The sequence below is a fragment of the Rhodanobacter soli genome (assembly GCF_040548735.1).
GTDB classification, from domain to species: domain Bacteria; phylum Pseudomonadota; class Gammaproteobacteria; order Xanthomonadales; family Rhodanobacteraceae; genus Rhodanobacter; species Rhodanobacter soli_A.
On record NZ_JBEPSD010000001.1, the window covers coordinates 1 to 21,988 of the forward strand.

The following is a 21,988-nucleotide window of genomic DNA, read 5'->3' on the forward strand; positions in this document are numbered from 1 at the left end:
TGCGGGTGCGCGTTCGCCTCGTTCGGCACGCCGTGCGTGGCCCAGCGGGTATGCGCGATGCCGGTGCCGCCGGCCAAGGGGTCGGCCAGGTACAGTGCCTCCATCTCGCGCACCTTGCCCTTGGCGCGCACGCGGCGGACCTGGCCGCCGTCCAGCACGGCCAGGCCGGCCGAGTCGTAGCCCCGGTATTCCAGCGCCTTCAGGCCGGCGATCAGCAGCGGCGCGACATCCCGCTGGGCGACGGCAGCAACGATTCCACACATGGCAACGCTTCCTTATGCTGGGTACGAAGTTCAAGCCGGCCGGCCATTCTGGGGTGGCCGCATTGCGGCCAGCTTTCGTGGCCGAACCCGCAGCCATGGCGACGCAGCCGCCGGATCAACCGCTTGGTTCGCCTTGCGGTGCAGATAGTTCAACGGGTCGACGTGGGAGCCCAGGCCATCACGGCAGTGGACGCCGGGGCGCGGCAATGCGTCACGACTCCATGAACATACCCGCCTCATCGACGATGCCGGCCGGCTTGTGGCCGTCCATTTCCGGCGGCCGTCATACCGCCGGATGCGTGTACAGGCAGTGATCGGCCATTCGAACGAGCCATCACCACGGCGCCACACAGGCGCCGATCGCCGAGTGACCGGCGCCTGCCATGTTGCCGTACAACATGCGACAGGCATCGTTTGCCTTCATGATCGCCCGGGTTTCCCCTTCCCATGGCAACCGGAATCGTCCCACGCATGAAGGCAAAACCCGAACTGTCGTTCTGGCAGATATGGAACATGTGTTTCGGATTCCTCGGCATCCAGTTCGGCTTTGCGCTGCAGACGGCGGACGTCAGCCGCATCTTCCAGACGCTCGGCGCGTCGCTGGAGCAGATCCCGGTGCTATGGATCGCCGCACCGATCACCGGGCTGATCGTGCAGCCGATCGTCGGGCATCTGTCCGACCGCACCTGGACACGGCTGGGACGCCGGCGTCCGTACTTCCTGATCGGCGCGGTGCTTGCCTCGCTGTCCCTGCTGTGGATGCCGAATGCGTCGGAGCTGTGGATCGCGGCGGCCCTGCTGTGGCTGATGGATGCGTCGATCAATGTTTCGATGGAGCCGTTCCGCGCCTTCGTCGGCGACCAGCTGCCGGTTCGCCAGCGGCCGCTGGGTTACTCGATGCAGAGCTTCTTCATCGGCATCGGTGCGGTAGTCGCCTCCGCCATGCCCTGGCTGTTGGCCAGGTTCGGATTCAGCAACATCGCGCCGGACGGCGGCATTCCGGACACGGTGAAGTATTCCTTCTACGCCGGTGGCGCGGTCCTGTTGGGCGCGGTGCTGTGGACCGTGCTCAGCACGCGCGAATACGCGCCCGAACAGCTGCGGGCATTCGACCCCGTGCCGGTCGACGAGCAGGATCCACGCGGGGCAGGCGGCACGCGCAGCGGGATCGCCTGGGCCCTGGCCGGCGTGGCCGGCGCGGTGCTGATCGGCCATTACCACCTGCAGCAGGAACTCTACCTGCTGGCCGGCGGCCTCCTGGTGTACGGAGTTTCGCTGCTGTGGCTGGCGCGGACCCGCAGCCGCGGCATGCTCGCGCAGGTGCTCGGCGACGTGCGCGCGATGCCCGATGCGATGCGCCGGCTGGCGTGGGTGCAGCTGTTCTCGTGGTTCGCGCTGTTCGCGATGTGGATCTATGCCACCGCCGCCGTCACCCAGGTGCACTTCGGCAGCAGCGATCCGCGCTCGGCGGCGTACAACGACGGGGCCAACTGGGTCGGCGTGCTGTTTGCCGCCTACAACGGTTTTGCCGCACTCGCCGCGTTGGTCATCCCGTTGATGGTGCGCCGCTGGGGACTGCGTGCCAGCCATCTGATCAACCTGTGGCTGGGCGGCGCGGGGCTGCTTTCCTTCCTGCTCATCCGCGATCCGCACTGGCTGCTGCTGTCGATGCTCGGCGTCGGCTTTGCCTGGGCGTCGATCCTGTCGCTGCCCTACGCCATGCTGTCCGACAGCGTGCCGTCGGCCAAGATGGGCGTGTACATGGGCATCTTCAATTTCTTCATCGTCATCCCGCAGCTGGTGGCCGCGAGCGTGCTTGGCCAACTGCTGAAGCTGTTCTTCCACGGCCAGCCGATGTGGGCGCTTGCGCTGGGCGGGGCGAGCCTGCTGGTTGCCGGGCTGTGCACGCTGCGCGTGCGGATCGCGCTCTGAACCGAGGTCATGAATCCGACAGTCCGGTCGCCTCGTTCGACACATGTCGCCGATGTGCGGCGATGCGCGGGTTCCTACCATGGCAGTCGACATGAACCCGCCTGGCGTCGCGCCTGCCGCGGATACGCTGGGAACCGTGGAGATGCCGGCATGACGATCGACCTTGCTCGACCTTACCTTCTGTCGGAACGGCAGGTTGCGGATTTCCGCCGCGACGGTTTCATCAAGCTCAAAGACGTGTTCAACGCCGACGAGCTGCGCCACTACGGCGAAGAAATCACGCGGCTGACCATCGCGCTGAATACCCAGACGCTGCCGCTGGAACAGCGCAGCACCTACGACCGCGCCTTCCTGCAGGTGATGAACCTGTGGGAGGAAAGCGAACGGGTGCGCGAGTTCGTGTTCGGCCGTCGCCTCGCCGGCCTGGCCGCGGCGCTGCTGCAGGTCGACGGCGTGCGCCTGTATCACGACCAGTCGCTGTACAAGGAGCCGGGCGGCGGCATCACGCCGGCGCATGCCGACCAGTACTACTGGCCGGTCGACAGCGACCGCACGATCACCGCATGGGTACCGCTGCAGGCGGTGCCGCAGGAGATGGGGCCGCTCGCATTCTTCGCCGGCAGCCAGGCGGTGGAGTTCGGCCGCGACCTAGGCATCTCCGACGAGAGCGAACGGGCGATCACGGCGAACATGGAGGCGCAGGGTTTCCGCGTGGTGGACGAGCCTTTCGCGCTGGGCGAGGTGAGCTTCCACCTCGGCTGGACCTTCCACCGCGCCGGCCCGAACCGCTCGGCGCGGCCGCGTTCGGTGATGACCGTGATCTACATGGATCGCGACATGAAGCTTAAGGCGCCCGGCAACGCCATGCAGCAGGCGGATTGGGAGCGCTGGTGCCCCGGCGCCAAGGCCGGCGAGGTCATCGCCACGCCGAAGAATCCGCTGTTGTTCGAACGCGCGCCATGAGCACCGGCATCGCCAGCGGGCCGGCGATCATCGCCGACGGCAAGGGCGGATTCGCGATCGAGACGATCGAGGTCGAGCCGCCCGGACCGGGCGAAGTGCGCGTCGCCATTGCTGCGGCTGGCGTCTGCCATACCGACCATGCCTCGCTGCACTGGCCCGGCCCGCTGGTGATGGGTCACGAGGGGGCCGGGCATGTCGAACAGGTCGGCGAGGGCGTGCGCGGACTCGAGATCGGGCAACCGGTGTTGCTGAACTGGGCGATCCCCTGCGGCGCTTGTTTCCAGTGCGCACGTGGCGCCGCGACCCTGTGCGAACGGACCCACGAACTCGACGTGCCCCGGCTGGGCAACAGCCGTGCCCACGCCGGCGCGACGCGCTGGCGCGGGCGTCCGGTCGAGCGCTCGTTCCACCTCGGGACGTTCGCGCGGCATGCGCTGGTGCGTGCCGAGGCGGTGACGCCGTTGCCGGCGGAGCTGCCGGTGGACGCGGCCTGCATCCTCGGCTGCGCGGTGATGACGGGCGTCGGCTCGGCGGTGAACGTGGCCGCCGTCGCGCCGGGCGCGTCGGTGGCGGTGCTGGGGTGCGGCGGGGTAGGGCTCAACGTGATCCAGGGCGCGCGGATCAGCGGTGCCCGCACCATCATCGCCATCGATCGCGTACAGGCCCGGCTCGAGCGCGCCCGCGAGCTGGGCGCCACCCATCTGCTGCTGGCCGCCGACGACGATCCGCAGCATGCGCAGCTGGTCGCCGCGGTACGCGCGCTGACCGAAGGCCGCGGCGTGGATCACGCCTTCGAAGCCACCGGCACGGCAGCTCTTGCCTTGCTGCCGCTGCAGCTCGCGCGCAACGGTGGCGACGCATTGCAGGTCAGCGGCGCGCATGGAACGGCCGCGTTCGAACTGCCGCAGCTGTTCTGGAACAAGCGCTACATGGCGCCGCTGTATGGCGACTGCGTGCCCGACCGCGATTTCCCGCGCCTGTTCGACTGGATCGCTCGTGGCCAGCTCGAACTCGCCTCGCTGATCAGCCATCGCTATCCGATGGAAGCGTTGGGCTGCGCCTTCGACGACATGCTGGCCGGACGCAGCATGAAGGGAGTGTTGCGCATCGCATGAATACCGGCCAGCCGACCTTTCGCACCATCGAGCAGTCCGATTCCGCCATCGCGACGACCGGGCTGGAGTTCGTCACCGTCAAGAGCCGCGCGCTCGGCCGACGCGTCGACGTCACCCTGTTCGTGCCGCCCGCGACGCGCGGCGCGACGGATCTGCCGATGGTGATGCTGCTGCATGGCGTGTTCGGTTCGCACTGGGCGTGGGCGCTGAAAGGTGCGGCTCACCTCACCGCCGCGCGGTTGATCGCCGAAGGCGCGTTGCCGCCGGTCGCGCTGCTGATGCCGTCGGATGGCCTGTGGGGCGATGGATCGGGCTATGTGGCGCAGGCGGGCCAGGATGCCGAACGCTGGATCATGGACGAGGTGCCGGCGCTGGCGTGCGAGGTGATCGAAGGCTGCACGACGCGCTCGCCACTGCTGCTGGCGGGCCTGAGCATGGGCGGCTTCGGCGCCTTGCGGCTGGCGGGAAAATATCCGCGGCGCATCACCGCTGCCGCCGCGCTGTCGACGGTGACCGACGTCGCACAGCTCGACGGGCTCATCGAGGAAAGCCGAACCGGCTGGAGCGATGCCCCGGCCGACCGCAGCATCCTGGCCGCGCTGGTCGGCGCGACCGACGTACTGCCGCCGATCCGCCTTGCCTGCGGCCGCGACGATCCGTATCTGGACGCGAACCGCACACTGCACCGCGCGCTGCAGCAGGCCGGCATCACCCATCAGTACGCCGAAGGCGAGGGCGGGCACGACTGGCCTTACTGGGCCGCCGCACTGGACGGCACGCTGCGCTTCTTCGGCCAGATGCTGCATGCCCACACTGAAGAAGGGAACGACGCATGAACCTGATGAAGTCCACGCTCACCTGGGTCGCCACGATCATGCTCGCGATGGCGGCGTTCTCTACCCCGGCCTCGACCGCACCGCCGCGAGTGCAGTCAGCCGACGAGGTTTTCTATCAGATCTTCGAGCGCAGCTTCCGCGACAGCAATGGCGACCGCATCGGCGACCTCAAGGGCCTGACGTCCCAGCTCGACTATCTCAAGCAACTGGGCATCACCTCGATCCTGCTCACGCCGCTGCAGCCTTCGCCGTACTACCACAATTATTTCGCCACCGACTTCAGGGCGATCGAACCGGCCTACGGTTCGATGGACGATTACTTCGCGTTCGTCCGCGCCGCGCATGCGCGCGGGCTGAAGGTCTATCTGGACGAGGAATTCCAGTACGTCGCCGAGGGCCACCCGTGGTGGCGCGAATCGATAGGCAGGCCTCATGCCAAGTACGCCGATTACCTGCTGTGGCGCGATCCGGAGCATCGCATCGCCGAACCGTTCCTCGACCACGCCACCTGGGCCGGCTATGACGGCCGCCAGATCGGCATCGCCATGGTCGACCTGAACCAGCCGGCGGTGAAGCGCTACTTCCTGGATATGCTGCTGTACTGGGCCGATCCCCACGGCGACGGCAGCGGCCGCGATGGCGTCGACGGTTTCCGCATCGACCACATGATGGACGACCTCGACCACAAGGGCCTGGACAAGAACCTGTTCGCGGATTTCTGGACGCCGATGTTCCGCGCGCTGAAGGCGCGGCGGCCGGAGCTGCGCATCCTTGCCGAACAGGCCGGCTGGGGCTACGGCCAGGAATTTCTGACGCGCGGCCACGCCGACCTGGTATTCGCGTTTCCGTTGCGCGGTGCGCTGGTGCAGCTCGACAAGCAGGCCATCGTCAAGGCGCTGCGGGCCACGGCCGCCGCCACGCCACCGGGCAAGGACCAGGTGATCCTGCTGGAAAACCACGACATCGACCGCTTCATGTCGCTGGTCGACGGCGACCCGGCACGGGCCCGTGCCGGTGCTGCCATCGCGCTGATGCTGAAGGGCGAGCCGCTGATCTACTACGGGCAGGAACTGGGCATGCGCGGACGCCCGCTGCAGAACGCCCCGGTATCCGACGGCATCCAGATCCCGATGCGCGAAGCGTTCCGCTGGAAAGCCGACCTCGCCGCCCCGGGTTCGGCCACCTGGTATCAGGGCCCGCAGCGCTGGTGGACCGAGCGCTTCAACCGCTCGAACGACGGCGTATCGCTGGAGGAAGAACAGGCGCGGCCGGATTCGCTGTACCACTGGTACCGGAAACTGCTGGCGCTGCGCCATGCACGGCCGGAGTTGCGCGAAGGCAGCCAGCGCATCCTGTGCGACGATGCTTCCGCGGTGCTGTGCATCCTGCGCGAGCAGGGAGCTCGGCGTACGCTGCTGCTCGTCAACCTCGGCCATACTGATGCGCGGCCGGCGCTCGACCCTGCGTCGATCGGCGATACGCCGTGGGTCGATCTGCTGGATGGCGGCGCGGGTGCAGCGGTCGACACGGTCCTGCACCCGATGCAGGTGCGCGTGCTCGGTACGCGCTGAGGCGACGCACGACCGGTGGAACGCCGGGGGAGGAACTCGACATGGCGCTGCCGCATCTCGATCGACCGATCTGCGAGCCGGTCGAACTGCGTCCGGGCGCCACGGTGCGCGCGGAGCGCATCCGGCAGGGGCGCGAGGCCACCGCGTCCGAACCGTTCGTGCATTTCCACGACGTGCACGAACTGGTGCTGTTCGGCAAAGTGTCCGGACATTTCGTCGCCGACGACCGGCGCTACACGCTGGCTCCCCGCTGCATCGCCTTCGTGCCCTCGATGATCCATCACGACTTTGCGCTGGGCGCGGGGCCGCGCGACTGGGTGCTGGTGCAGGTCGAGGCGGGCGCCGGCGAGACGCTGGCGCGCACCTCCGGCCTGGAGCGCCTGCAGCACCCGTTCTGCGCCCGGCCCGACCGCGCAACGTATCTCCGCCTGCTGCTGCTGGCCGACTGGCTTACCGGGCTGGATGCGGCCGACCCGTTGGCGTTGCCGCTGATCGAACTGCTGCTGCGTGCGGCCGTCCGCGCACCCGCCATCCAGGGCCAGAGGCTGGCTGCGGACGCCGGCGGGCTGCAGCGCCTGCGCCCGGCGATCGACCGCTTGCGCAACAACCCGGCCGACGCGCCCGGAGCGGAGCAGGCCGCGGCACTGTGCGCGCTGTCGCCGGCCTATTTCAGCCGCCGCTTCAAGCAGCAGGTCGGCATGAGCTGGAGCGACTACGTCCGCACGCACCGCCTGCACCTGGCCAGCCGGCGGTTGCTGGAATCCGGGCAGAGCGTCGCCGCCATCGCCGACAGCCTGGGCTTCTCCACCCCGTCACACTTCGGCGAACTGTTCCATCGCCGCTTCGGCATGACGCCAGGGGATTACCGCCGCGCCGGGCGCGGCGGTTCCACGCTGTAGCGGATGTTTTCAGTTTCGGGAAGGTGCTGGTAGGCCGAGCGCTCCTTCAGCCTTTCACATCCGGCACCACCACGGCGGCTCCCCCGTTGCCGGATCGCTTCAGCAGCCACGCCAATACCGGCGGCGTCACCATCGCGGTGAGCAACGACATCGCCACGATGATGGCGTAGATGCGGTTGTCGAATACGCCAGCGGCGAGGCCCAGGGTGGCGACCACGATGCCCACCTCGCCGCGCGGCACCATGCCGAAGCCGATGATGGTGGCGCTGCGCCGGCCCAGCGACAGCGAACCGAGCCAGCCGCCGATGAACTTGGAGACGATCGCGATCGTGGTGACCACGGCCAGCATCAGCAGGGCGTCCATACTCGCCAGCTCGTGCAGGTCGACCTTGCTGCCGGTGACCACGAAGAAGAACGGCGTGAGCAGGGCCAGCAATGGCTGGGTCTGTTTCTCCAGGGTGTGCTGCTGGCGGGTTTCCGAGGCGATCATGCCGGCCAGAAACGCGCCGATGATCGCGGCCAGGCCGAACTGGGTGGACAGCCAGGCCAGGCCCAGGCACAGCGCCAGCACGATCATCAAGGGCGAGTGCGGGCCCAGCGGCTTGTCCAGCCAGGCGGAGTTCCAGCGCATCACTCGCGCGCCGCCCCAACCGATCACCGCGATGAAGCCGACCGCGCCGGCCAGCACCACCAGCAGGTGCGAGGCGTTGATGCTGCCGCCGCCCTGCAGCGACACCACGATGCCGAGCAGCAGCATGGCGAGGATGTCGTCGATCACCGCGGCGCCCAGGATCACCTTGCTCTCGATGCGCTGCAGCGCGTTCAGCTCCTGCAGCACACGCGCGGTGATGCCGGCCGAGGTGGCCACGAAGGCGGCCGCGACGAACAGCGAGCGGTCCCAGTCGAAGCCGTTGCCATGGGCCCACACGCTGCCCATGCCGAACGGCACCAGCACGCCGACCACGCCGACCACGAACGCGACCTTGCCGACCTTCTTCAGGTCTTCCAGCCGCGTTTCCAGGCCCACCGCGAACAGCAGCAGGATCACGCCGATCTCGGCCAGCACGTCGAGCGGGGTGCCGGTGACGATCTGCTCCGGGCTGATCCAGCCCAGCAGGGAGGGACCGATCGCGCAGCCGGCGGCGATCTCGCCGACCACGCCGGGCAATTTCAGCCGTTGCGCGATCTCGCCGCCGATCTGGGCGGCGACGAACACGACGAACAGGGTGAACAGGATCTCGCTGGCGTGGTGCATGCGGCGCGTGCCCGGGCTTTCGACAAAGACTGCATGCTACATGCAGCCTCCTGCGTCATGCAGCGCCGGGCACCGGACGATCGTGCCGCAAGCGGCTGAACACGCGGCTGGCCACCGCGGTGATCGCCGCCAACATGATCATCGTCCAGCGGAATGCCACCACGTAATCTTCGTGGGCGTGGCCTTGCAGCATCGCTTCCATCAGCAAGGTGGACAGTGCGATGCCAAAACTCATCGCGAGGTACTGCACGGTCGAGGCCATCGACGAGGCCATCGAGGCGTGCTTGATGTCGAGGTCGGTGTAGATCAGCGTGTTCATCGTGGTGTATTGCAGGCCGGCGAAGGCGCCGTAGGCGAACGTCAGCAACGCGATCACCCACACCGGCGAGCCCGGACCGAGCAGGGCGAACGTGGCCAGCAGCGCGGCCACGATCAGCGTGTTGCCCAGCAGCAGGCGGCGGTAGCCGTAGTGCACCAGGGCGCGGTTGACCGCCCACTTCGCGATGATCGAACCCAGCGCCTGCGGCACCATCATCAGGCCGGCCATCAGCGGCGACCAGCCGCAGCCGACCTGCAGGAACAGCACCAGCAGCAAGAACATGCCGGAAATGCCGAGCCGGGTGAACAGCCCGCCGGCCAGCGACACCCACACGCTGCGCACGCGCAGCAGTTGCAGGTCCGCCACCGGATACGGGGTACGCCGGCTATGCCACACGTAGATCGCCCCGAGCAGCACGGCAACCAGCGCGCACAGGCCCATCCGCAGCCACGGTACCGGTGCGCTGCCGGCCAGTTCCGAGGCGGTGAGCAGCAGCGCCGAGGCGGCACCGAACAGCAGGAAGCCGGACAGGTCGAAGCGGTTCGCGCGGTCGAGCCGGTAGTCGGGCATGTCGCGCTTGTTCATCCACACGCCGGCGATCGCCACGGGCACGTTGATCAGGAAGATCAGCCGCCACGAGGTGAACTCGACGATCGCGCCGCCCAGCAGGGGGCCCAGCACTGAACCGAGCAGGCCGAACGTGGCCACCGTGCTCATCGCCCGCACGAACTCGCGCTTGTCGATGCTGCGCACCAGCACGTAGCGGCCCACCGGCATCAGCGAGGCGCCACCGATGCCCTGCACCACGCGCGCGGCGACCAGTTGCGGCAGCGTCTGCGCCACGCCGCACAGCAGCGAGCCCAGGCCGAACACCACGATCGCCGCGCCGAACACCCGCCGCGTGCCGAAGCGGTCGCACAGCCACGGGCTGGCCGGGATCAGGATCGCCAGGGTCAGCACGTAGCTGGTCAGCGCGGTGCGCATGCCCAGCGGGGTGACCAGAAGCGCTTCGGCCATCGCCGGCACCGCGGTGTTGACCACGGTGGAATCCAGTGCCTGCATGAAAAACGCGGCGGCCACCAGCCACAGCAGTCCACGGAAGCGCTCGCGCGTGGAAATTTCACGCAAATCAGCCGCATCCGTCGTTGGCACGAGGGCGTCGGGGGCGACGGCGTGGGTGTCCGCGGCAGTGTGGGGAGGCATTTCCCGCATGGTAGCTGCTATGACAGCTTGATTTTCGCCGGTGGTATCAGCACAGTGGACCTTGTTTCATCTGCCAGTCATGCCCAGATAGGCATCACGGCCACTAACAACCACACGCGCCGGGGCGTCTTCGTTCCGGCGTGTGCTTTTGTGCGGCAGGAGCCGCGAGTATCAGGAAAAGCCATGAGCAAGCCACCGATCACTGTTTCCCGCATCGACATGGAACGCATCGAAGCGTTGCTGGAACGCCTGCCGGCCGCCGAGGCCGACAAGCTCGATGCGCTGCGCGCGGAGCTGGATCGCGCCGACGTGGTCGAGCCGGCGGCGATGCCGGAGCACATCGTGACGATGAATTCCACCGTCACCTTCGAGGACGAAAGCAACGGCGAAAAGCTGACCCTGACCCTGGTGTACCCGGCGGCTGCCGGCGCGCCCGGCACGGTGTCGATCCTGGCGCCGGTGGGCAGCGCGCTGCTCGGGCTGGCGCGCGACCAGCAGATCGACTGGCCCACGCCGGACGGCCGCAAGCGTCGCCTGAAGGTGCTGGAGATCGCCTACCAGCCGGAAGCGGCGGGCCACTTCCACCGCTGAGTCCATCGCGCTCCGGTGTCGTTAAACTGCGGGGAGATCCGAAGGAGACCCGCATGACCGAACGCCCGGCCCCGGCCGAGACTGTCGCCCGCGCCGCAGCGCTGCGGGCGCAGATCGAGCAGGCCAACTACCGCTATCACGTGCTCGACGACCCGGACATCACCGACGCCGAGTACGACCGGCTGATGCGCGAGCTCGAAGCGCTGGAGGCCGAGCACCCCGCACTGGCCTCGCCCGATTCGCCGACCCGCAAGGTCGGCGCACGAGCGCGGGGCGGTTTTGCCGAGGTGCGCCACGCGATCCCGATGCTGTCGCTGGGCAATGCGTTCGAGCAGCCCGGCGAGTCGGATCGCGAACGCTTCCGCGAAGTGGCCGAGTTCGAGCGCCGCATCGAGCAGACGACAAAACGGACTGAACCAGTTTTCTCGGTGGAACCCAAGCTCGATGGCCTGGCGATCAGCCTGTGCTACGAACAGGGCGTGTTCGTGCAGGGCGCCACCCGCGGCGACGGCGAGACCGGCGAGGATGTGACCGCTAACCTGCGCACGGTACGCGCCATACCTTTGAAACTGCGCGGCAAGGGCTGGCCTGACGTACTGGAAGTGCGCGGTGAAGTGATCATGCTGCACAAGGATTTCGAGGCGTTCAACGACTACGCCCGCAAGCATGGCGAAAAGCCGCTGGCGAACCCGCGCAACGGCGCCGCCGGTTCGCTGCGCCAGCTCGACCCGGCGATCACGGCGAAGCGGCGCCTGAGCTTCTTCGCCTACGCGATCGGCGTGGTCGAAGGCGGCGAACTGCCGCCGACGCACTCGGCCACGCTGCAGCAGTTGCGCGAGTGGGGTTTTCCGGTTTCGCCCGAAGTGGGTATCGCGCGCGGCTTCGACGGCCTGATCGCGTACTTCCACCGCATCGGAGCGAAACGCGACAGCCTGCCGTACGACATCGACGGCGTGGTCTACAAGCTGGACGACTACGCCGGCCAGCGCGAAATGGGCTTCGTCTCGCGCGCGCCGCGCTGGGCGATCGCGCACAAGTTCCCGGCGCAGGAACAGACCACGCAACTGCTCGGCATCGAGGTGCAAATCGGCCGCACCGGCGCCGCCACGCCGCGCGCGCGAATGGAGCCGGTGCAGGTAGCCGGGGTGACGGTGACCTACGCCACGCTGCACAACGCCGACCAGGTCGCACGGCTGGACGCGCGCGTGGGCGACACCGTGATCGTGCGCCGCGCCGGCGACGTGATCCCGGAAGTGGTGCGCGTAGTCGAGGACTTGCGCCCGGCCGGCACGGTACCGTGGACGATGCCCACGCACTGTCCGGTGTGCGGCTCCGAGCTGCTGCGCGAGGAGGGCGCCGCCGCGTGGCGCTGCTCCGGCGGGCTGGTCTGCGCCGCGCAACGCAAGGAGGCGCTGATCCACTTTGCCTCGCGCCGCGCCATGGATATCGAGGGACTGGGCGAGCGCTTCGCCGAGGCGCTGGTGGAGCTCGACATCGTGCACTCGCCGGCCGACCTGTATGCGCTGACGGTGAAGCGCTTCGTGGCGATGAAGCAAGCCATCGACGAGCGCGACGGGACGACGCCGGAGACGGTGAAGGCCGGCAAGGTGGCGACCAAGTGGGCGGAAAACCTGGTGGCCGGGATCGAGGCCAGCAAGCACACCACGCTGGCGCGCTTCCTGTATGCGCTGGGCATCATGCACATCGGCGAAAGTACGGCGAAGACACTGGCGGCGTGGCTGGGCCGGCTCGACTTCGTGCGCGGCACGCCGGCGGCCGTACTGCGCGTGCTGCCGGATATCGGCAGCGAAGTGGCCACCTCGATCGCCGGCTTCTTTGCGCAGGCGGGCAACGAGCAGGTGGTCGACGCGCTGCTCGAAGCCGGCATCGCGTTCAGCGACGAGGGCGCGCCGTCGCCGCTGCTGCGCGAGCGCCTGAACCTGGGCGTCTTGCTGGGCATGGCCAACATCAACAAGCTCGGCCCGAAGAGCTGCAAGCTGCTGGTGCAACATTTCCCCACGCTCGACCAGTTGCTGGCCGGAGGATCGGCGCACTGGATCACCGCCGGCGTGCCGCAGGCGGCGGCGACCAGCCTGGAAAACCATATCGCCGATCCAGCCGCATTGGCCGAACTGCGCGAAGCCGAGGCCGCGATGCAGCGTCTGCTCGAAGCGATTCCGCGCACGGCCAGGGCGACGAGCGCGCCGCTGGAAGGGCAGACCTTCGTGCTCACCGGCACGCTGGCCTCGCTCAGCCGCGACGAGGCGAAGGATCGACTCGAAGCGCTGGGCGCCAAGGTCTCCGGTTCGGTATCGAAGAAAACCAGCGCGGTGATCGCCGGCGAAGCCACCGGCTCCAAGCTGGACAAGGCACAGGAGCTGGGCGTGCCGGTGTGGGACGAGGCGCAACTGCTTGCCCTGCTCGGCGAGCACGAGGCAGGTTGATGGGCGTCGAACCACTTGCCGCCCTGCAGCTGCGCGCGCGGCTGTACGCACTGGTACGCGCACATTTCGCCGAGCACCGAGTGCTGGAAGTGGAGACGCCGATCCTGTCGGCGGCCGGCAATACCGAGCCGAACATCGAGAGTTTCAGCACGCGCTTCAGCGGCCATGTCGACGCCGGCGCGCGCGAGCGCTGGCTGCGCACCTCGCCGGAATATCCGCTGAAGCGGCTGCTCGCGGCGGGTGTCGGCGACTGCTACGAGCTGGGCCGGGTGTTCCGCAACGGCGAGGCGGGCGGGCGGCACAATCCCGAGTTCACCATGCTGGAGTGGTACCGGGTCGGCTGGGACCATCGCCGGCTGATGCAGGAAACCATTGCGCTGGTCGAGGCGGCGCTGGCGATGGTGGGACGGCGCGCCGAGGTGCTGGTGACGAGTTACCGGCAACTGTTCCTCGACGGGCTGGGCATCGACCCGGCGCATGCCTCGATCGACGAGCTGCGTGCACCGCTGGCCGAGTACGGCATCGGTCCGAATGGCCTCGGCCGCGACGACTGGCTCGACCTGCTGATCACGCACAAGCTGCAACCGGCGTTTCCGCGCGATCGCATCACGGTGATCCACGACTACCCGGCCAGCCAGTGCGCGCTCGCGAAGATCCGTCCCGGTGAGCCGCCGCTGGCCGAGCGCTTCGAGTTGTACCTGGGTCGCTACGAGCTGGCCAACGGCTATCACGAATTGAACGACGCCGCGGAACAACGCAGGCGTTTCGAGCGCGACAACACGGTGCGCCGCGCGCGCGGCCTGCGCGAGATCCCGCTCGACGAACACCTGCTCGGCGTGCTCGACGCGATGCCCGACTGCGCCGGCGTGGCACTGGGCATTGAGCGCTTGCTGATGTGCCTGGCCGACACCGACGCGATCGCCGACGTGCTGGCGTATCCATTTTCCGAAGCCTGACCCGGTGGCCTGAAACCGACGCCCCCGCGCCGGACGTGGATGTCTTGACGCGATCGCACGATGGCAGCGACGGACGGGGCTGCTAAGGTTGCGCGCTTGTCATGGCAGGAATGCTCACGCGATGCAGACCCCACTGGTTGACAACTTTCCCTCCGATCGTCTGCGCCGACGCGACGTGAAAACCCTGCTGCTGTCCGCGCTGGGCGGTGCGCTGGAGTTCTACGACTTCGTGGTGTTCGTGTTCTTCGCGATCCCGTTGAGCCACCTGTTCTTTCCGCCCGACACCGCGCCGTGGCTGGCCCAGCTGCAGGTGTTCGGCATCTTCGCGGCGGGTTACCTGGCGCGGCCGCTGGGTGGCATCGTGATGGCGCACTACGGCGACAAGCTGGGGCGCAAGCGGATGTTCACCCTCAGCGTGTTCCTGATGGCGGTGCCGACCCTGGCCATCGGCCTGCTGCCGGTGTACGCGCAGATCGGCATGCTGGCGCCGCTCTTGCTGCTGTTGCTGCGGGTGGTGCAGGGCATCGCGGTGGGCGGCGAGGTGCCCGGCGCATGGGTATTCGTTGCCGAGCACGTGCCGGCGCGGCGCATCGGTTTCGCCTGCGCCAGCCTCACCTCAGGACTCACCGTGGGCATCCTGATCGGCTCGCTGGTGGCCGCGGCAATCAACAGCCGGATGACTCCGGCCGAAGTGCTCGATCATGGCTGGCGGCTGCCGTTCCTGGCCGGCGGCGTGTTCGGCTTCTTCGCGGTGTGGCTGCGCCGCTGGCTCAGCGAGACGCCGGTGTTCGAGGCGATGCATGCGCGCAAGGAGCTGGCCTCGGGCCTGCCGCTGCGGCGGGTGTTCGAACGACACCTGCCCAGCGTGCTGCTGTCGATGCTGGTGACCTGGATGCTCACCGCCGCGATCGTGGTGCTGATCCTGATGACGCCGTCGCTGGTGCAGTCCGCGTTCCATGTCGTGCCGGCGCGCGCGTTCCTCGGCAACAGCGTGGCCTCGTTTGCGCTGGCGCTGGGCTGTCTCTTCTACGGCTGGCTGGCCGATCGCATCGGCTACGCGTGGGCGTTGCTGTGCGGCGCGATCGGGCTGCTGGTATGCGGCTACGCGTTGTACTTCGACCTGCAGGCCGGCGCCGCACATTTCGTCGCGCTGTACGCACTGGCGGGTTTCGCCGTGGGCGTCGTCGGCGTGGTGCCGGCGCTGATGGTGGTGGCGTTTCCGCCAGCGGTGCGTTTTTCCGGCCTGTCGTTCTCGTACAACATCGCCTATGCGCTGTTCGGTGGATTGACGCCGCCGCTGATCGGCCTGCTGCTGAAGCGGTTCGGCGTGCTCGCACCGGCGCACTACGTGGCGTTCACCGCCGTGATCGGGATCGCCGTCGCGGTCTGGCTGCTGGCCGCGCGGCGCAGCAGCGTCACGATGGCTCCGGTCTAGAACTCCAGTTCCTGCGCCGCGCACAGGTAGTCGACCAGCGGCGCGACCTGCTTGAACGTGGCCACCGTCCACGGCAGCAGTTCGTCGGAACAGGCCAGTGCCTCGCTGAACGCGGTGGTGGCGACGAAATCCTTGCGCTTGAGGTCTTCGATCAACTCGTGCGCAGGGTCGTAGCCGCGCGGCGGGCGGACCAGCGATTCCCCACCCAACCGCAGGCGCTCGCGAAACGCCTTGCCCTGGGTGGCCCGTTTCCACGCGGCGGGGTTGTTGACCAGGAATTCGCGGATGTGCTTCAGCGCATCCGGTTCCGGGTGCCACATGCCGCCCCCGGCGAAGCATTCGCCAGGTTCGATGTGCAGGTAGAACCCCGGCGCCTGGATCTCGTGCCGGCGCTCGTGGAAGAAGCGCGAACCCTGCCACGACTTGTACGGCAGCTTGTTGTTGGAGTAGCGGGTGTCCCGGTAGATGCGGTACAGCGAGCCGCCGTTCTTGCGCGGGTCGGCGCGGTAGTGCGGGCTGATCTTTGCCAGCGGCCCCTGCAGGTCGGTGATCAGCCGCAGGAACGGCTCGCGCACGTGACGCTCGTAGTCATCCTTGTGCGCGTGGAACCAATCGCGGTTGTTGTTGCGCCCGACGGCGCGCAGGAAGCGGAAGGTGGCGGGGGTGAAATAGCTCTGGGACATGGCGGGTCTTGAGGGCGGATCGGGTGGGTTGGATCAGAGGGGGGCGACGCTGGCGGCGAGCTGCTCGCCCCACGCCTGCAACTGGTCGAGCAGGGCCAGCTTGTCCTGCGCCTGCGGATCGTGGCGGAGTTCGCCGAGGCGGGCGAAATAATCGTCGAGGGTGAGTCCGGTAAGCGGCGTGTGGCGGGTGAGGCGCGCTTCGCGGAAGCTTTCCCAGCGCGTTCGCTCGTCGGCATCCAGCGTTTCGGGCCAGTTGCGCGCGCGGTAGCGGAACAGCAGCTCCGCATAGCGTGGATCGCGGAACGGGAACGCGCGCGTGCCCAGTTCCTTCGGCGGCGTGGCGCGCACCTGGGCCAGCAGGCGCTTGTCCGCGTCGGGCAGGAAGCCGCCGCCGTACAAGGCCAGTTCGGGGTCTTCCGGTGGCGGCAGTTCGGCGGCGCGCTGGAACACGCGGCGCAGTTTCTCGGCGAGCCCGTCGACGGCATGCAGCACGTCACGGTGGGCCTGGCAGCGGGCCAGGTCCAGCTGCAGGCGGTCCAGGTCCACGCCCTGCAGCACCGACAGCGGCGCCAGCGCCGGCGCGTGGTTCGCGCGCACGGTGCGCAGCGGGATGCGTTCGATATCCTCGGGCAGGTCGGCGCGCGCGGTGAAGATGCGGTCGGCGATCTCGTCCTCGTCCAGCGCCAGCCATGCGGCCGGGTCGGTGGCGAGGTCGTACACGATCACCTCGCCGGGGCGGCTGGGATGCGGCGCCAGCGGCGCGATCACGGCCAGGCAATGGCGGCTGGCCGGGTAGCGCGAGGAGACGTGCACCAGCGGCGTCATGTTTACCGCGTCGAGCAGCTCGAACACCTTCTGCTTGCGGCGCAGGCCGTAGTACCAGTCCCACAGCCGCGGCTGGCGCACGCGGATCAGCCGGGCCAGGTCGATCAGCGCGTAGACGTCCGACAGTGCGTCGTGGGCGCGTTCCTGCTTGAGCTGGTTCGCGCCGGCCAGGTGTTCCAGCTTGAAGCTGGGCGAGCCGTCCTCGCGGAGCGGCCAGACGATGCCTTCGGGCCGCAACGCCTGGCACATGCGCACCAGGTCGATCAGGTCCCAGCGCGAGTTGCCGTTCTCCCACTCGCGGCCGTACGGCTCGTAGAAGTTGCGGTACAGCATCTGCCGGGTGAACTCGTCGTCGAAGCGCAGCGAGTTGTAGCCGACCCCGCAGGTGCCAGGCGCCGCCAGCTGTTCGTGCACGCGAGCGGCGAATTCGGCCTCGCTGACCCCTTCGCGTTCGGCCTGTTGCGGGGCGATGCCGGTGATCAGGCAGGCGTCGGGGTGGGGCGGCATCTCCAGCGAGGGCCTGCCGTAGAACATCACGGGTTCGCCGATGACTTCCAGTTCGAGGGTGGTGCGGATGCCGGCGAACTGCAGCGGCCGGTCGCGCCGCGGGTCGGCGCCGGAGGTCTCGTAGTCGTGCCAGAAGAAGGTCTGCATCGGGCCATGATCGCATGGCCGAAAGCCGGGCCGGCATGGGACTGATAAACTCCCGCCCACAAGGAGAGCCCATGAGCCAAGTACACGAAGACAACCTGATCTGGATCGATCTGGAGATGACCGGCCTCGACACCGACAACGACTCGATCCTGGAGATCGCCACGGTGGTCACCGACAAAGATCTGAACGTGCTGGCCGAAGGACCGGTATTCGCCATGCGCCACGAAATCGACCGACTGGAGTCGATGGACAGCTGGAATACCAACCAGCACCACAAGTCGGGCCTGTGGCGGCAGGTGCTGATCTCGGAAACCGATCACGCGATGGCCGAGCAGGCCACGGTGGATTTCCTGCGCGCGTGGGTGCCGCCGGGCAAGTCGCCGATGTGCGGCAACTCGATCTGCCAGGATCGCCGCTTCCTGCACCGGCAGATGCCGCGGCTGGAACGCTACTTCCACTACCGCAACCTGGACGTCTCCACGCTCAAGGAACTGGCCCGGCGCTGGGCGCCGGAAATCGCCAAGAGCGTCGGCAAGGAATCGGCGCATACCGCGCTGTCGGATATTCGCGACTCCATCGCCGAGCTGCGCCATTATCGCCGCTACATGGGCGAACTGGGCGGCGGGATCAAAGCCTGAGTGCGACGCTGTTTCCGGAAACTGACGAGGCCATGAGCATGTCGAACGATCTGTTTGCGCCGGTGCTGGACTGCGCCGGGCGTCCGTTGCGGCTCGATCGCGCACGGGTGGTCGGCATCCTCAACGTCACCCCCGATTCGTTTTCCGACGGCGGCATGCACGACAGCGTGGAAACCGCCGTGGCGCATGGCCTGCGCATGGCGGAAGAGGGCGCCGACATGCTCGATGTCGGCGGCGAGTCGACCCGTCCCGGCGCGGCCGACGTGCCGGTCGAGGAAGAGTTGCGCCGGGTGCTGCCGGTGATCGAGCAACTGATCGCGCGCACCACGTTGCCGATCGCGATCGACACGTCCAAGCCGGAGGTGATGCGCGCAGCGGTGGCCGCCGGCGCCGGCATGATCAACGACGTGTATGCGCTGCGCCGCGATGGTGCGATGCAGGCTGCGGCCGAACTGGGCGTGCCGGTGTGCCTGATGCACATGCAGGGCGAGCCGCGCAGCATGCAGGCCGAGCCGCATTACGACGACGTGGTCGGCGAGGTGCACCGGTTCCTCACCGACCGGCTGTTCGCCTGCGAACTGGCCGGGATCGACCGGCGCAAGGTGATGGTCGACGTCGGTTTCGGTTTCGGCAAGACGCTGCAACACAACCTCGCGCTGCTGTGCGCGCTGGAGCGTTTCGCCAACCTCGGCAGCGGCGTGTATGCCGGGCTGTCGCGCAAGTCGATGATTGGCACGCTGACCGGCCGCAGCGAACCCATCGAACGCGCCGCCGGCTCAGCCGCGGCCGCGTTGATCGCGGTTCAGCGTGGCGCCCGCATGGTGCGCGTGCATGACGTCGCCGCCACCGTGGATGCATTGGCGGTATGGCAGGCGGTGCGTGCGCTCGACACCGTACCGCGGCGTGAGGAAAAATCCAGCGCACCGCGCTGGCCCGACGACGACTGATCGGCCGGGCGAAGCAGCGGCAGGGACGGCAAAAACCTTTCGGAATGACGGACACGATGACCCAGCGCAAATATTTCGGTACGGACGGCATTCGCGGCATGGTCGGGCAATGGCCGATCAGCGCGGACTTCATGCTGCGGCTGGGTCGCGCCGCCGGCAGCGTGCTGGCGCGCGACGGCAAGGAGCGGCCGAATGTGCTGATCGGCAAGGACACCCGCATTTCGGGCTACATGTTCGAGGCCGCGCTGGAGTCTGGCCTGGTGGCCGCCGGTGCCGACGTGGGCTTGCTTGGCCCGATGCCGACGCCGGCAGTGGCGTACCTGACCCGTTCCATGCGCGCGCAGACCGGCATCGTGATCAGCGCCTCGCACAACCCGCATCACGACAATGGCATCAAGTTCTTCTCCGCCAACGGCGAGAAACTGTCCGACGAGGTCGAGCTGGCGATCGAGCGGGAGATCGACGCCGAGTTCGTCACGGTGCCGTCCGAACGGCTTGGCAGGGCTCGCCGGATCGATGATGCGGTGGCCCGTTACGCGGAGTACTGCAAGGGCACCGTGGCGGAGGATTTCAGCCTGCACGGGCTCAAGCTGGTGCTGGATTGCGCGCATGGCGCCACTTACCAGGTGGCGCCGAAAGTGTTTGCCGAACTGGGCGCCGAGGTGATCGCGATAGGCGACAGGCCGGATGGCTTCAACATCAACCGCGAAGTCGGCTCGACCCATCCGCAGACTTTGCAGCAGGCGGTGCTGGCGCATGGCGCCGACATCGGCATCGCGTTCGACGGCGACGGCGATCGCGTACAGCTGGTCGACCGGCATGGCGTACTGGCCGACGGCGACGATATCCTCTATGTGCTGGCGCGCAGCTGGCACGCGCAGGGGATGTTGAAGGGGCCGGTGGTCGGCACCCTGATGAGCAACTACGGCCTGCAGCTCGCGCTGGCCGAGCTCGGGGTGCCGCTGATCCGCGCCAACGTGGGCGACCGCTACGTACTGCAGAAGCTGAAGGAGCATGGCGGCGTGCTCGGCGGCGAAACTTCCGGCCACGTCCTGTGCCTGGACCGTGCCACCACCGGTGACGGCATCGTCGTCGCGCTGGCCGTGCTGGAGGCGCTGGCGCGCTCAGGCTTGGACCTGGCCGCAGCGCGGCAGGGTTTGCAGAAAATGCCGCAGGTGATGCTCAACGTGCGTGCCGCCGGCGCACGCGAGGCACTGGCGAGCAGTGAAGTAAAACAGGCTTTGGCCGAGGTGGAACAGATCCTGCACGGCCGCGGCCGAGTGGTGCTGCGCGCCTCCGGTACCGAACCGCTGGTGCGCGTCACCATCGAGGGGGCCGATGCGGTGGAAGTGCAGCGGTTGGCAGAGAGGCTCGCCGGGATTGTAAAATCCACAGCCGAACGCTCGTGAACCTGTAGTGGTATTGGGTCGCCATGGACTGGCCCGACGTGCCCCGCCCTTGCGGTGGCGGATGAATCGACCGCACGCCCAACCAGTGGACTACAGCCATGAAGAATGTTCCCACCCTCGACATCCGCCGCTACGACACCGATCGCGACACCTTCGTCGCCGAGATCGGCGCGGCCTACCGTGAATTCGGTTTCTGCTGCATCAGCGGACACGGCATCGCGCGCGACCTGATCGACGGCTCATACGACGTGTTCCAGCGCTTCTTCGCGCTGCCGACCGAAATCAAGATGAAATACCACATCGCCGGTGCCGGTGGCGCGCGCGGCTACACGCCGTTCAAGGTGGAAACCGCCAAGGACAGCCAGTACGCCGACCTCAAGGAGTTCTGGCATATCGGCCGCGAGATACCGCGCGATTCGAAATTCGCCGACGTGATGCCGCCGAATATCTGGCCGAGCGAAGTGCCGGAATTCAGGCAGTACGGCTACGGCCTGTACGAAGCGCTGGATCAGCTCGGCACGCGCGTGCTGCGCGCGCTGGCCTTGCACATCGGCGAGCCGGAGAACTTCTTCGAAGACAAGACCGACGTCGGCAACTCGATCCTGCGCCCGATCCACTATCCGCCGATCACCCAGGACGACATTCCGAACGTTCGCGCCGGTGCACACGAGGACATCAACTTCATCACCCTGCTGGTTGGCGCCAGCGCGGAAGGGCTGGAAGTGCTCACCCGCGAGGGCGAGTGGCTGCCGATCACCACCGAGGGCGACGCGATCGTGGTGAACATCGGCGACATGCTGCAGCGGCTTTCCAACCACGTGTTCCCGTCCACCACGCATCGGGTGGTCAACCCGCGGAACGAGAACGCGCGCAAGCCGCGCTATTCGGTGCCGTTCTTCCTGCACCCGAACCCGGACGTAGTGCTGGACCCGCTCGACTCGTGCATCACCCCGGACAACCCGCGCCGCTACGACACCTCGATCACCTCGCACGAGTATCTGCTGCAACGGTTGCGCGAGATCAAGCTGATCTGAGGCGACGGACCGGCTC

At 67.8% G+C, this 21,988-nt stretch carries 18 protein-coding genes and 1 pseudogene; 14 read left to right on the forward strand and 5 right to left on the reverse strand.

The annotated features are described in order from the left end of the window. Window positions 1–263, reverse strand: a pseudogene (locus tag ABIE04_RS00005) (glutamine--fructose-6-phosphate transaminase (isomerizing)); the annotation flags it as partial. A gap of 471 nt (window positions 264–734) precedes the next feature. Between ABIE04_RS00005 and ABIE04_RS00010 the strand changes: the two are divergent. From ABIE04_RS00010 to ABIE04_RS00035, 6 genes are all read left to right on the forward strand, one after another. Then, on the forward strand, window positions 735–2,195 hold the full coding sequence (locus tag ABIE04_RS00010) for an MFS transporter (protein ID WP_354546556.1): 1,461 nt from the start codon (window positions 735–737) through the stop codon (window positions 2,193–2,195). A gap of 150 nt (window positions 2,196–2,345) precedes the next feature. After that, a complete protein-coding gene (locus ABIE04_RS00015; protein ID WP_354546557.1) occupies window positions 2,346–3,158 on the forward strand; it encodes a phytanoyl-CoA dioxygenase family protein in 813 nt (270 codons plus the stop codon). Next, window positions 3,155–4,273, forward strand: a complete 1,119-nt coding sequence (locus ABIE04_RS00020; RefSeq protein WP_354546558.1) for an alcohol dehydrogenase catalytic domain-containing protein — start codon at window positions 3,155–3,157, stop codon at window positions 4,271–4,273. The genes ABIE04_RS00015 and ABIE04_RS00020 overlap by 4 nt, the downstream gene beginning before the upstream one ends. Continuing rightward, on the forward strand, window positions 4,270–5,109 hold the full coding sequence (locus ABIE04_RS00025) for an alpha/beta hydrolase (protein WP_354546559.1): 840 nt from the start codon (window positions 4,270–4,272) through the stop codon (window positions 5,107–5,109). Before ABIE04_RS00020 ends, ABIE04_RS00025 begins: the two co-directional genes overlap by 4 nt. Beyond that, complete coding sequence (locus ABIE04_RS00030; RefSeq protein ID WP_354546560.1) at window positions 5,106–6,680, forward strand: alpha-amylase family glycosyl hydrolase; 1,575 nt, start codon at window positions 5,106–5,108, stop codon at window positions 6,678–6,680. Before ABIE04_RS00025 ends, ABIE04_RS00030 begins: the two co-directional genes overlap by 4 nt. A 41-nt stretch (window positions 6,681–6,721) precedes the next feature. After that, window positions 6,722–7,579 carry a helix-turn-helix domain-containing protein gene (locus ABIE04_RS00035; protein WP_354546561.1) on the forward strand — a complete coding sequence of 286 codons (858 nt, stop codon included), beginning with the start codon at window positions 6,722–6,724 and terminating at the stop codon, window positions 7,577–7,579. Window positions 7,580–7,625: 46 nt separating this feature from the next. Here ABIE04_RS00035 and ABIE04_RS00040 read toward each other — a convergent pair whose 3' ends face one another. Together ABIE04_RS00040 and ABIE04_RS00045 are read right to left on the reverse strand one after the other, a co-directional pair. After that, on the reverse strand, window positions 7,626–8,834 hold the full coding sequence (locus tag ABIE04_RS00040; RefSeq protein ID WP_354546562.1) for a cation:proton antiporter: 1,209 nt from the start codon (window positions 8,832–8,834) through the stop codon (window positions 7,626–7,628). A gap of 55 nt (window positions 8,835–8,889) precedes the next feature. Beyond that, window positions 8,890–10,365: an MFS transporter gene (locus ABIE04_RS00045; protein ID WP_436410344.1), complete on the reverse strand. Its 1,476-nt coding sequence runs from the start codon at window positions 10,363–10,365 to the stop codon at window positions 8,890–8,892. A gap of 174 nt (window positions 10,366–10,539) precedes the next feature. On the opposite strand from ABIE04_RS00045, the gene rnk reads away from it, so the two are divergent. From rnk to ABIE04_RS00065, 4 genes are all read left to right on the forward strand, one after another. Continuing rightward, window positions 10,540–10,947 carry a nucleoside diphosphate kinase regulator gene (gene rnk / locus ABIE04_RS00050; protein ID WP_214554333.1) on the forward strand — a complete coding sequence of 136 codons (408 nt, stop codon included), beginning with the start codon at window positions 10,540–10,542 and terminating at the stop codon, window positions 10,945–10,947. Between the two features lie 53 nt (window positions 10,948–11,000). After that, on the forward strand, window positions 11,001–13,391 hold the full coding sequence (ligA, locus tag ABIE04_RS00055) for an NAD-dependent DNA ligase LigA (protein ID WP_354546564.1): 2,391 nt from the start codon (window positions 11,001–11,003) through the stop codon (window positions 13,389–13,391). Continuing rightward, window positions 13,391–14,347 (forward strand): EF-P lysine aminoacylase EpmA, encoded by a 957-nt coding sequence (gene epmA, locus ABIE04_RS00060; RefSeq protein WP_354546565.1) that lies wholly within the window; start codon window positions 13,391–13,393, stop codon window positions 14,345–14,347. Before ligA ends, epmA begins: the two co-directional genes overlap by 1 nt. A gap of 121 nt (window positions 14,348–14,468) precedes the next feature. Further along, window positions 14,469–15,782 carry an MFS transporter gene (locus ABIE04_RS00065; protein WP_354546566.1) on the forward strand — a complete coding sequence of 438 codons (1,314 nt, stop codon included), beginning with the start codon at window positions 14,469–14,471 and terminating at the stop codon, window positions 15,780–15,782. Here the strand turns inward: ABIE04_RS00065 and ABIE04_RS00070 are convergent. Then, window positions 15,779–16,465 carry a DUF2461 domain-containing protein gene (locus ABIE04_RS00070; RefSeq protein ID WP_354546567.1) on the reverse strand — a complete coding sequence of 229 codons (687 nt, stop codon included), beginning with the start codon at window positions 16,463–16,465 and terminating at the stop codon, window positions 15,779–15,781. The genes ABIE04_RS00065 and ABIE04_RS00070 overlap by 4 nt on opposite strands. Window positions 16,466–16,498: 33 nt before the next feature. Continuing rightward, window positions 16,499–17,944: an exodeoxyribonuclease I gene (sbcB, locus tag ABIE04_RS00075; protein ID WP_354546568.1), complete on the reverse strand. Its 1,446-nt coding sequence runs from the start codon at window positions 17,942–17,944 to the stop codon at window positions 16,499–16,501. Window positions 17,945–18,015: 71 nt separating this feature from the next. Between sbcB and orn the strand changes: the two genes are divergently transcribed. The 4 genes from orn (at window position 18,016) to ABIE04_RS00095 (ending at window position 21,972) form a co-directional block, all read left to right on the forward strand. Beyond that, window positions 18,016–18,582 carry an oligoribonuclease gene (orn, locus tag ABIE04_RS00080; protein ID WP_354546569.1) on the forward strand — a complete coding sequence of 189 codons (567 nt, stop codon included), beginning with the start codon at window positions 18,016–18,018 and terminating at the stop codon, window positions 18,580–18,582. A 32-nt stretch (window positions 18,583–18,614) separates the two neighbouring features. Continuing rightward, on the forward strand, window positions 18,615–19,529 hold the full coding sequence (folP, locus tag ABIE04_RS00085; RefSeq protein WP_354546570.1) for a dihydropteroate synthase: 915 nt from the start codon (window positions 18,615–18,617) through the stop codon (window positions 19,527–19,529). A gap of 56 nt (window positions 19,530–19,585) precedes the next feature. Next, complete coding sequence (gene glmM, locus ABIE04_RS00090; RefSeq protein ID WP_354546571.1) at window positions 19,586–20,938, forward strand: phosphoglucosamine mutase; 1,353 nt, start codon at window positions 19,586–19,588, stop codon at window positions 20,936–20,938. A 98-nt stretch (window positions 20,939–21,036) separates the two neighbouring features. Continuing rightward, window positions 21,037–21,972, forward strand: coding sequence for an isopenicillin N synthase family dioxygenase (locus ABIE04_RS00095; RefSeq protein ID WP_354546572.1), 936 nt, complete (start codon window positions 21,037–21,039; stop codon window positions 21,970–21,972). Window positions 21,973–21,988 lie beyond the last annotated feature (16 nt).

What these genes read in the sequence shown, in the direction of transcription:
- ABIE04_RS00010 (WP_354546556.1), top strand. Translation starts at nt 735, where the DNA reads ATGAAGGCAAAACCCGAACTGTCGTTCTGGCAGATATGGAACATGTGT.
- ABIE04_RS00015 (WP_354546557.1), top strand. Translation starts at nt 2,346, where the DNA reads ATGACGATCGACCTTGCTCGACCTTACCTTCTGTCGGAACGGCAGGTT.
- ABIE04_RS00020 (WP_354546558.1), top strand. Translation starts at nt 3,155, where the DNA reads ATGAGCACCGGCATCGCCAGCGGGCCGGCGATCATCGCCGACGGCAAG.
- ABIE04_RS00025 (WP_354546559.1), top strand. Translation starts at nt 4,270, where the DNA reads ATGAATACCGGCCAGCCGACCTTTCGCACCATCGAGCAGTCCGATTCC.
- ABIE04_RS00030 (WP_354546560.1), top strand. Translation starts at nt 5,106, where the DNA reads ATGAACCTGATGAAGTCCACGCTCACCTGGGTCGCCACGATCATGCTC.
- ABIE04_RS00035 (WP_354546561.1), top strand. Translation starts at nt 6,722, where the DNA reads ATGGCGCTGCCGCATCTCGATCGACCGATCTGCGAGCCGGTCGAACTG.
- ABIE04_RS00040 (WP_354546562.1), bottom strand. Translation starts at nt 8,834, where the DNA reads ATGCACCACGCCAGCGAGATCCTGTTCACCCTGTTCGTCGTGTTCGTC.
- ABIE04_RS00045 (WP_436410344.1), bottom strand. Translation starts at nt 10,365, where the DNA reads ATGCGGGAAATGCCTCCCCACACTGCCGCGGACACCCACGCCGTCGCC.
- rnk (WP_214554333.1), top strand. Translation starts at nt 10,540, where the DNA reads ATGAGCAAGCCACCGATCACTGTTTCCCGCATCGACATGGAACGCATC.
- ligA (WP_354546564.1), top strand. Translation starts at nt 11,001, where the DNA reads ATGACCGAACGCCCGGCCCCGGCCGAGACTGTCGCCCGCGCCGCAGCG.
- epmA (WP_354546565.1), top strand. Translation starts at nt 13,391, where the DNA reads ATGGGCGTCGAACCACTTGCCGCCCTGCAGCTGCGCGCGCGGCTGTAC.
- ABIE04_RS00065 (WP_354546566.1), top strand. Translation starts at nt 14,469, where the DNA reads ATGCAGACCCCACTGGTTGACAACTTTCCCTCCGATCGTCTGCGCCGA.
- ABIE04_RS00070 (WP_354546567.1), bottom strand. Translation starts at nt 16,465, where the DNA reads ATGTCCCAGAGCTATTTCACCCCCGCCACCTTCCGCTTCCTGCGCGCC.
- sbcB (WP_354546568.1), bottom strand. Translation starts at nt 17,944, where the DNA reads ATGCAGACCTTCTTCTGGCACGACTACGAGACCTCCGGCGCCGACCCG.
- orn (WP_354546569.1), top strand. Translation starts at nt 18,016, where the DNA reads ATGAGCCAAGTACACGAAGACAACCTGATCTGGATCGATCTGGAGATG.
- folP (WP_354546570.1), top strand. Translation starts at nt 18,615, where the DNA reads ATGAGCATGTCGAACGATCTGTTTGCGCCGGTGCTGGACTGCGCCGGG.
- glmM (WP_354546571.1), top strand. Translation starts at nt 19,586, where the DNA reads ATGACCCAGCGCAAATATTTCGGTACGGACGGCATTCGCGGCATGGTC.
- ABIE04_RS00095 (WP_354546572.1), top strand. Translation starts at nt 21,037, where the DNA reads ATGAAGAATGTTCCCACCCTCGACATCCGCCGCTACGACACCGATCGC.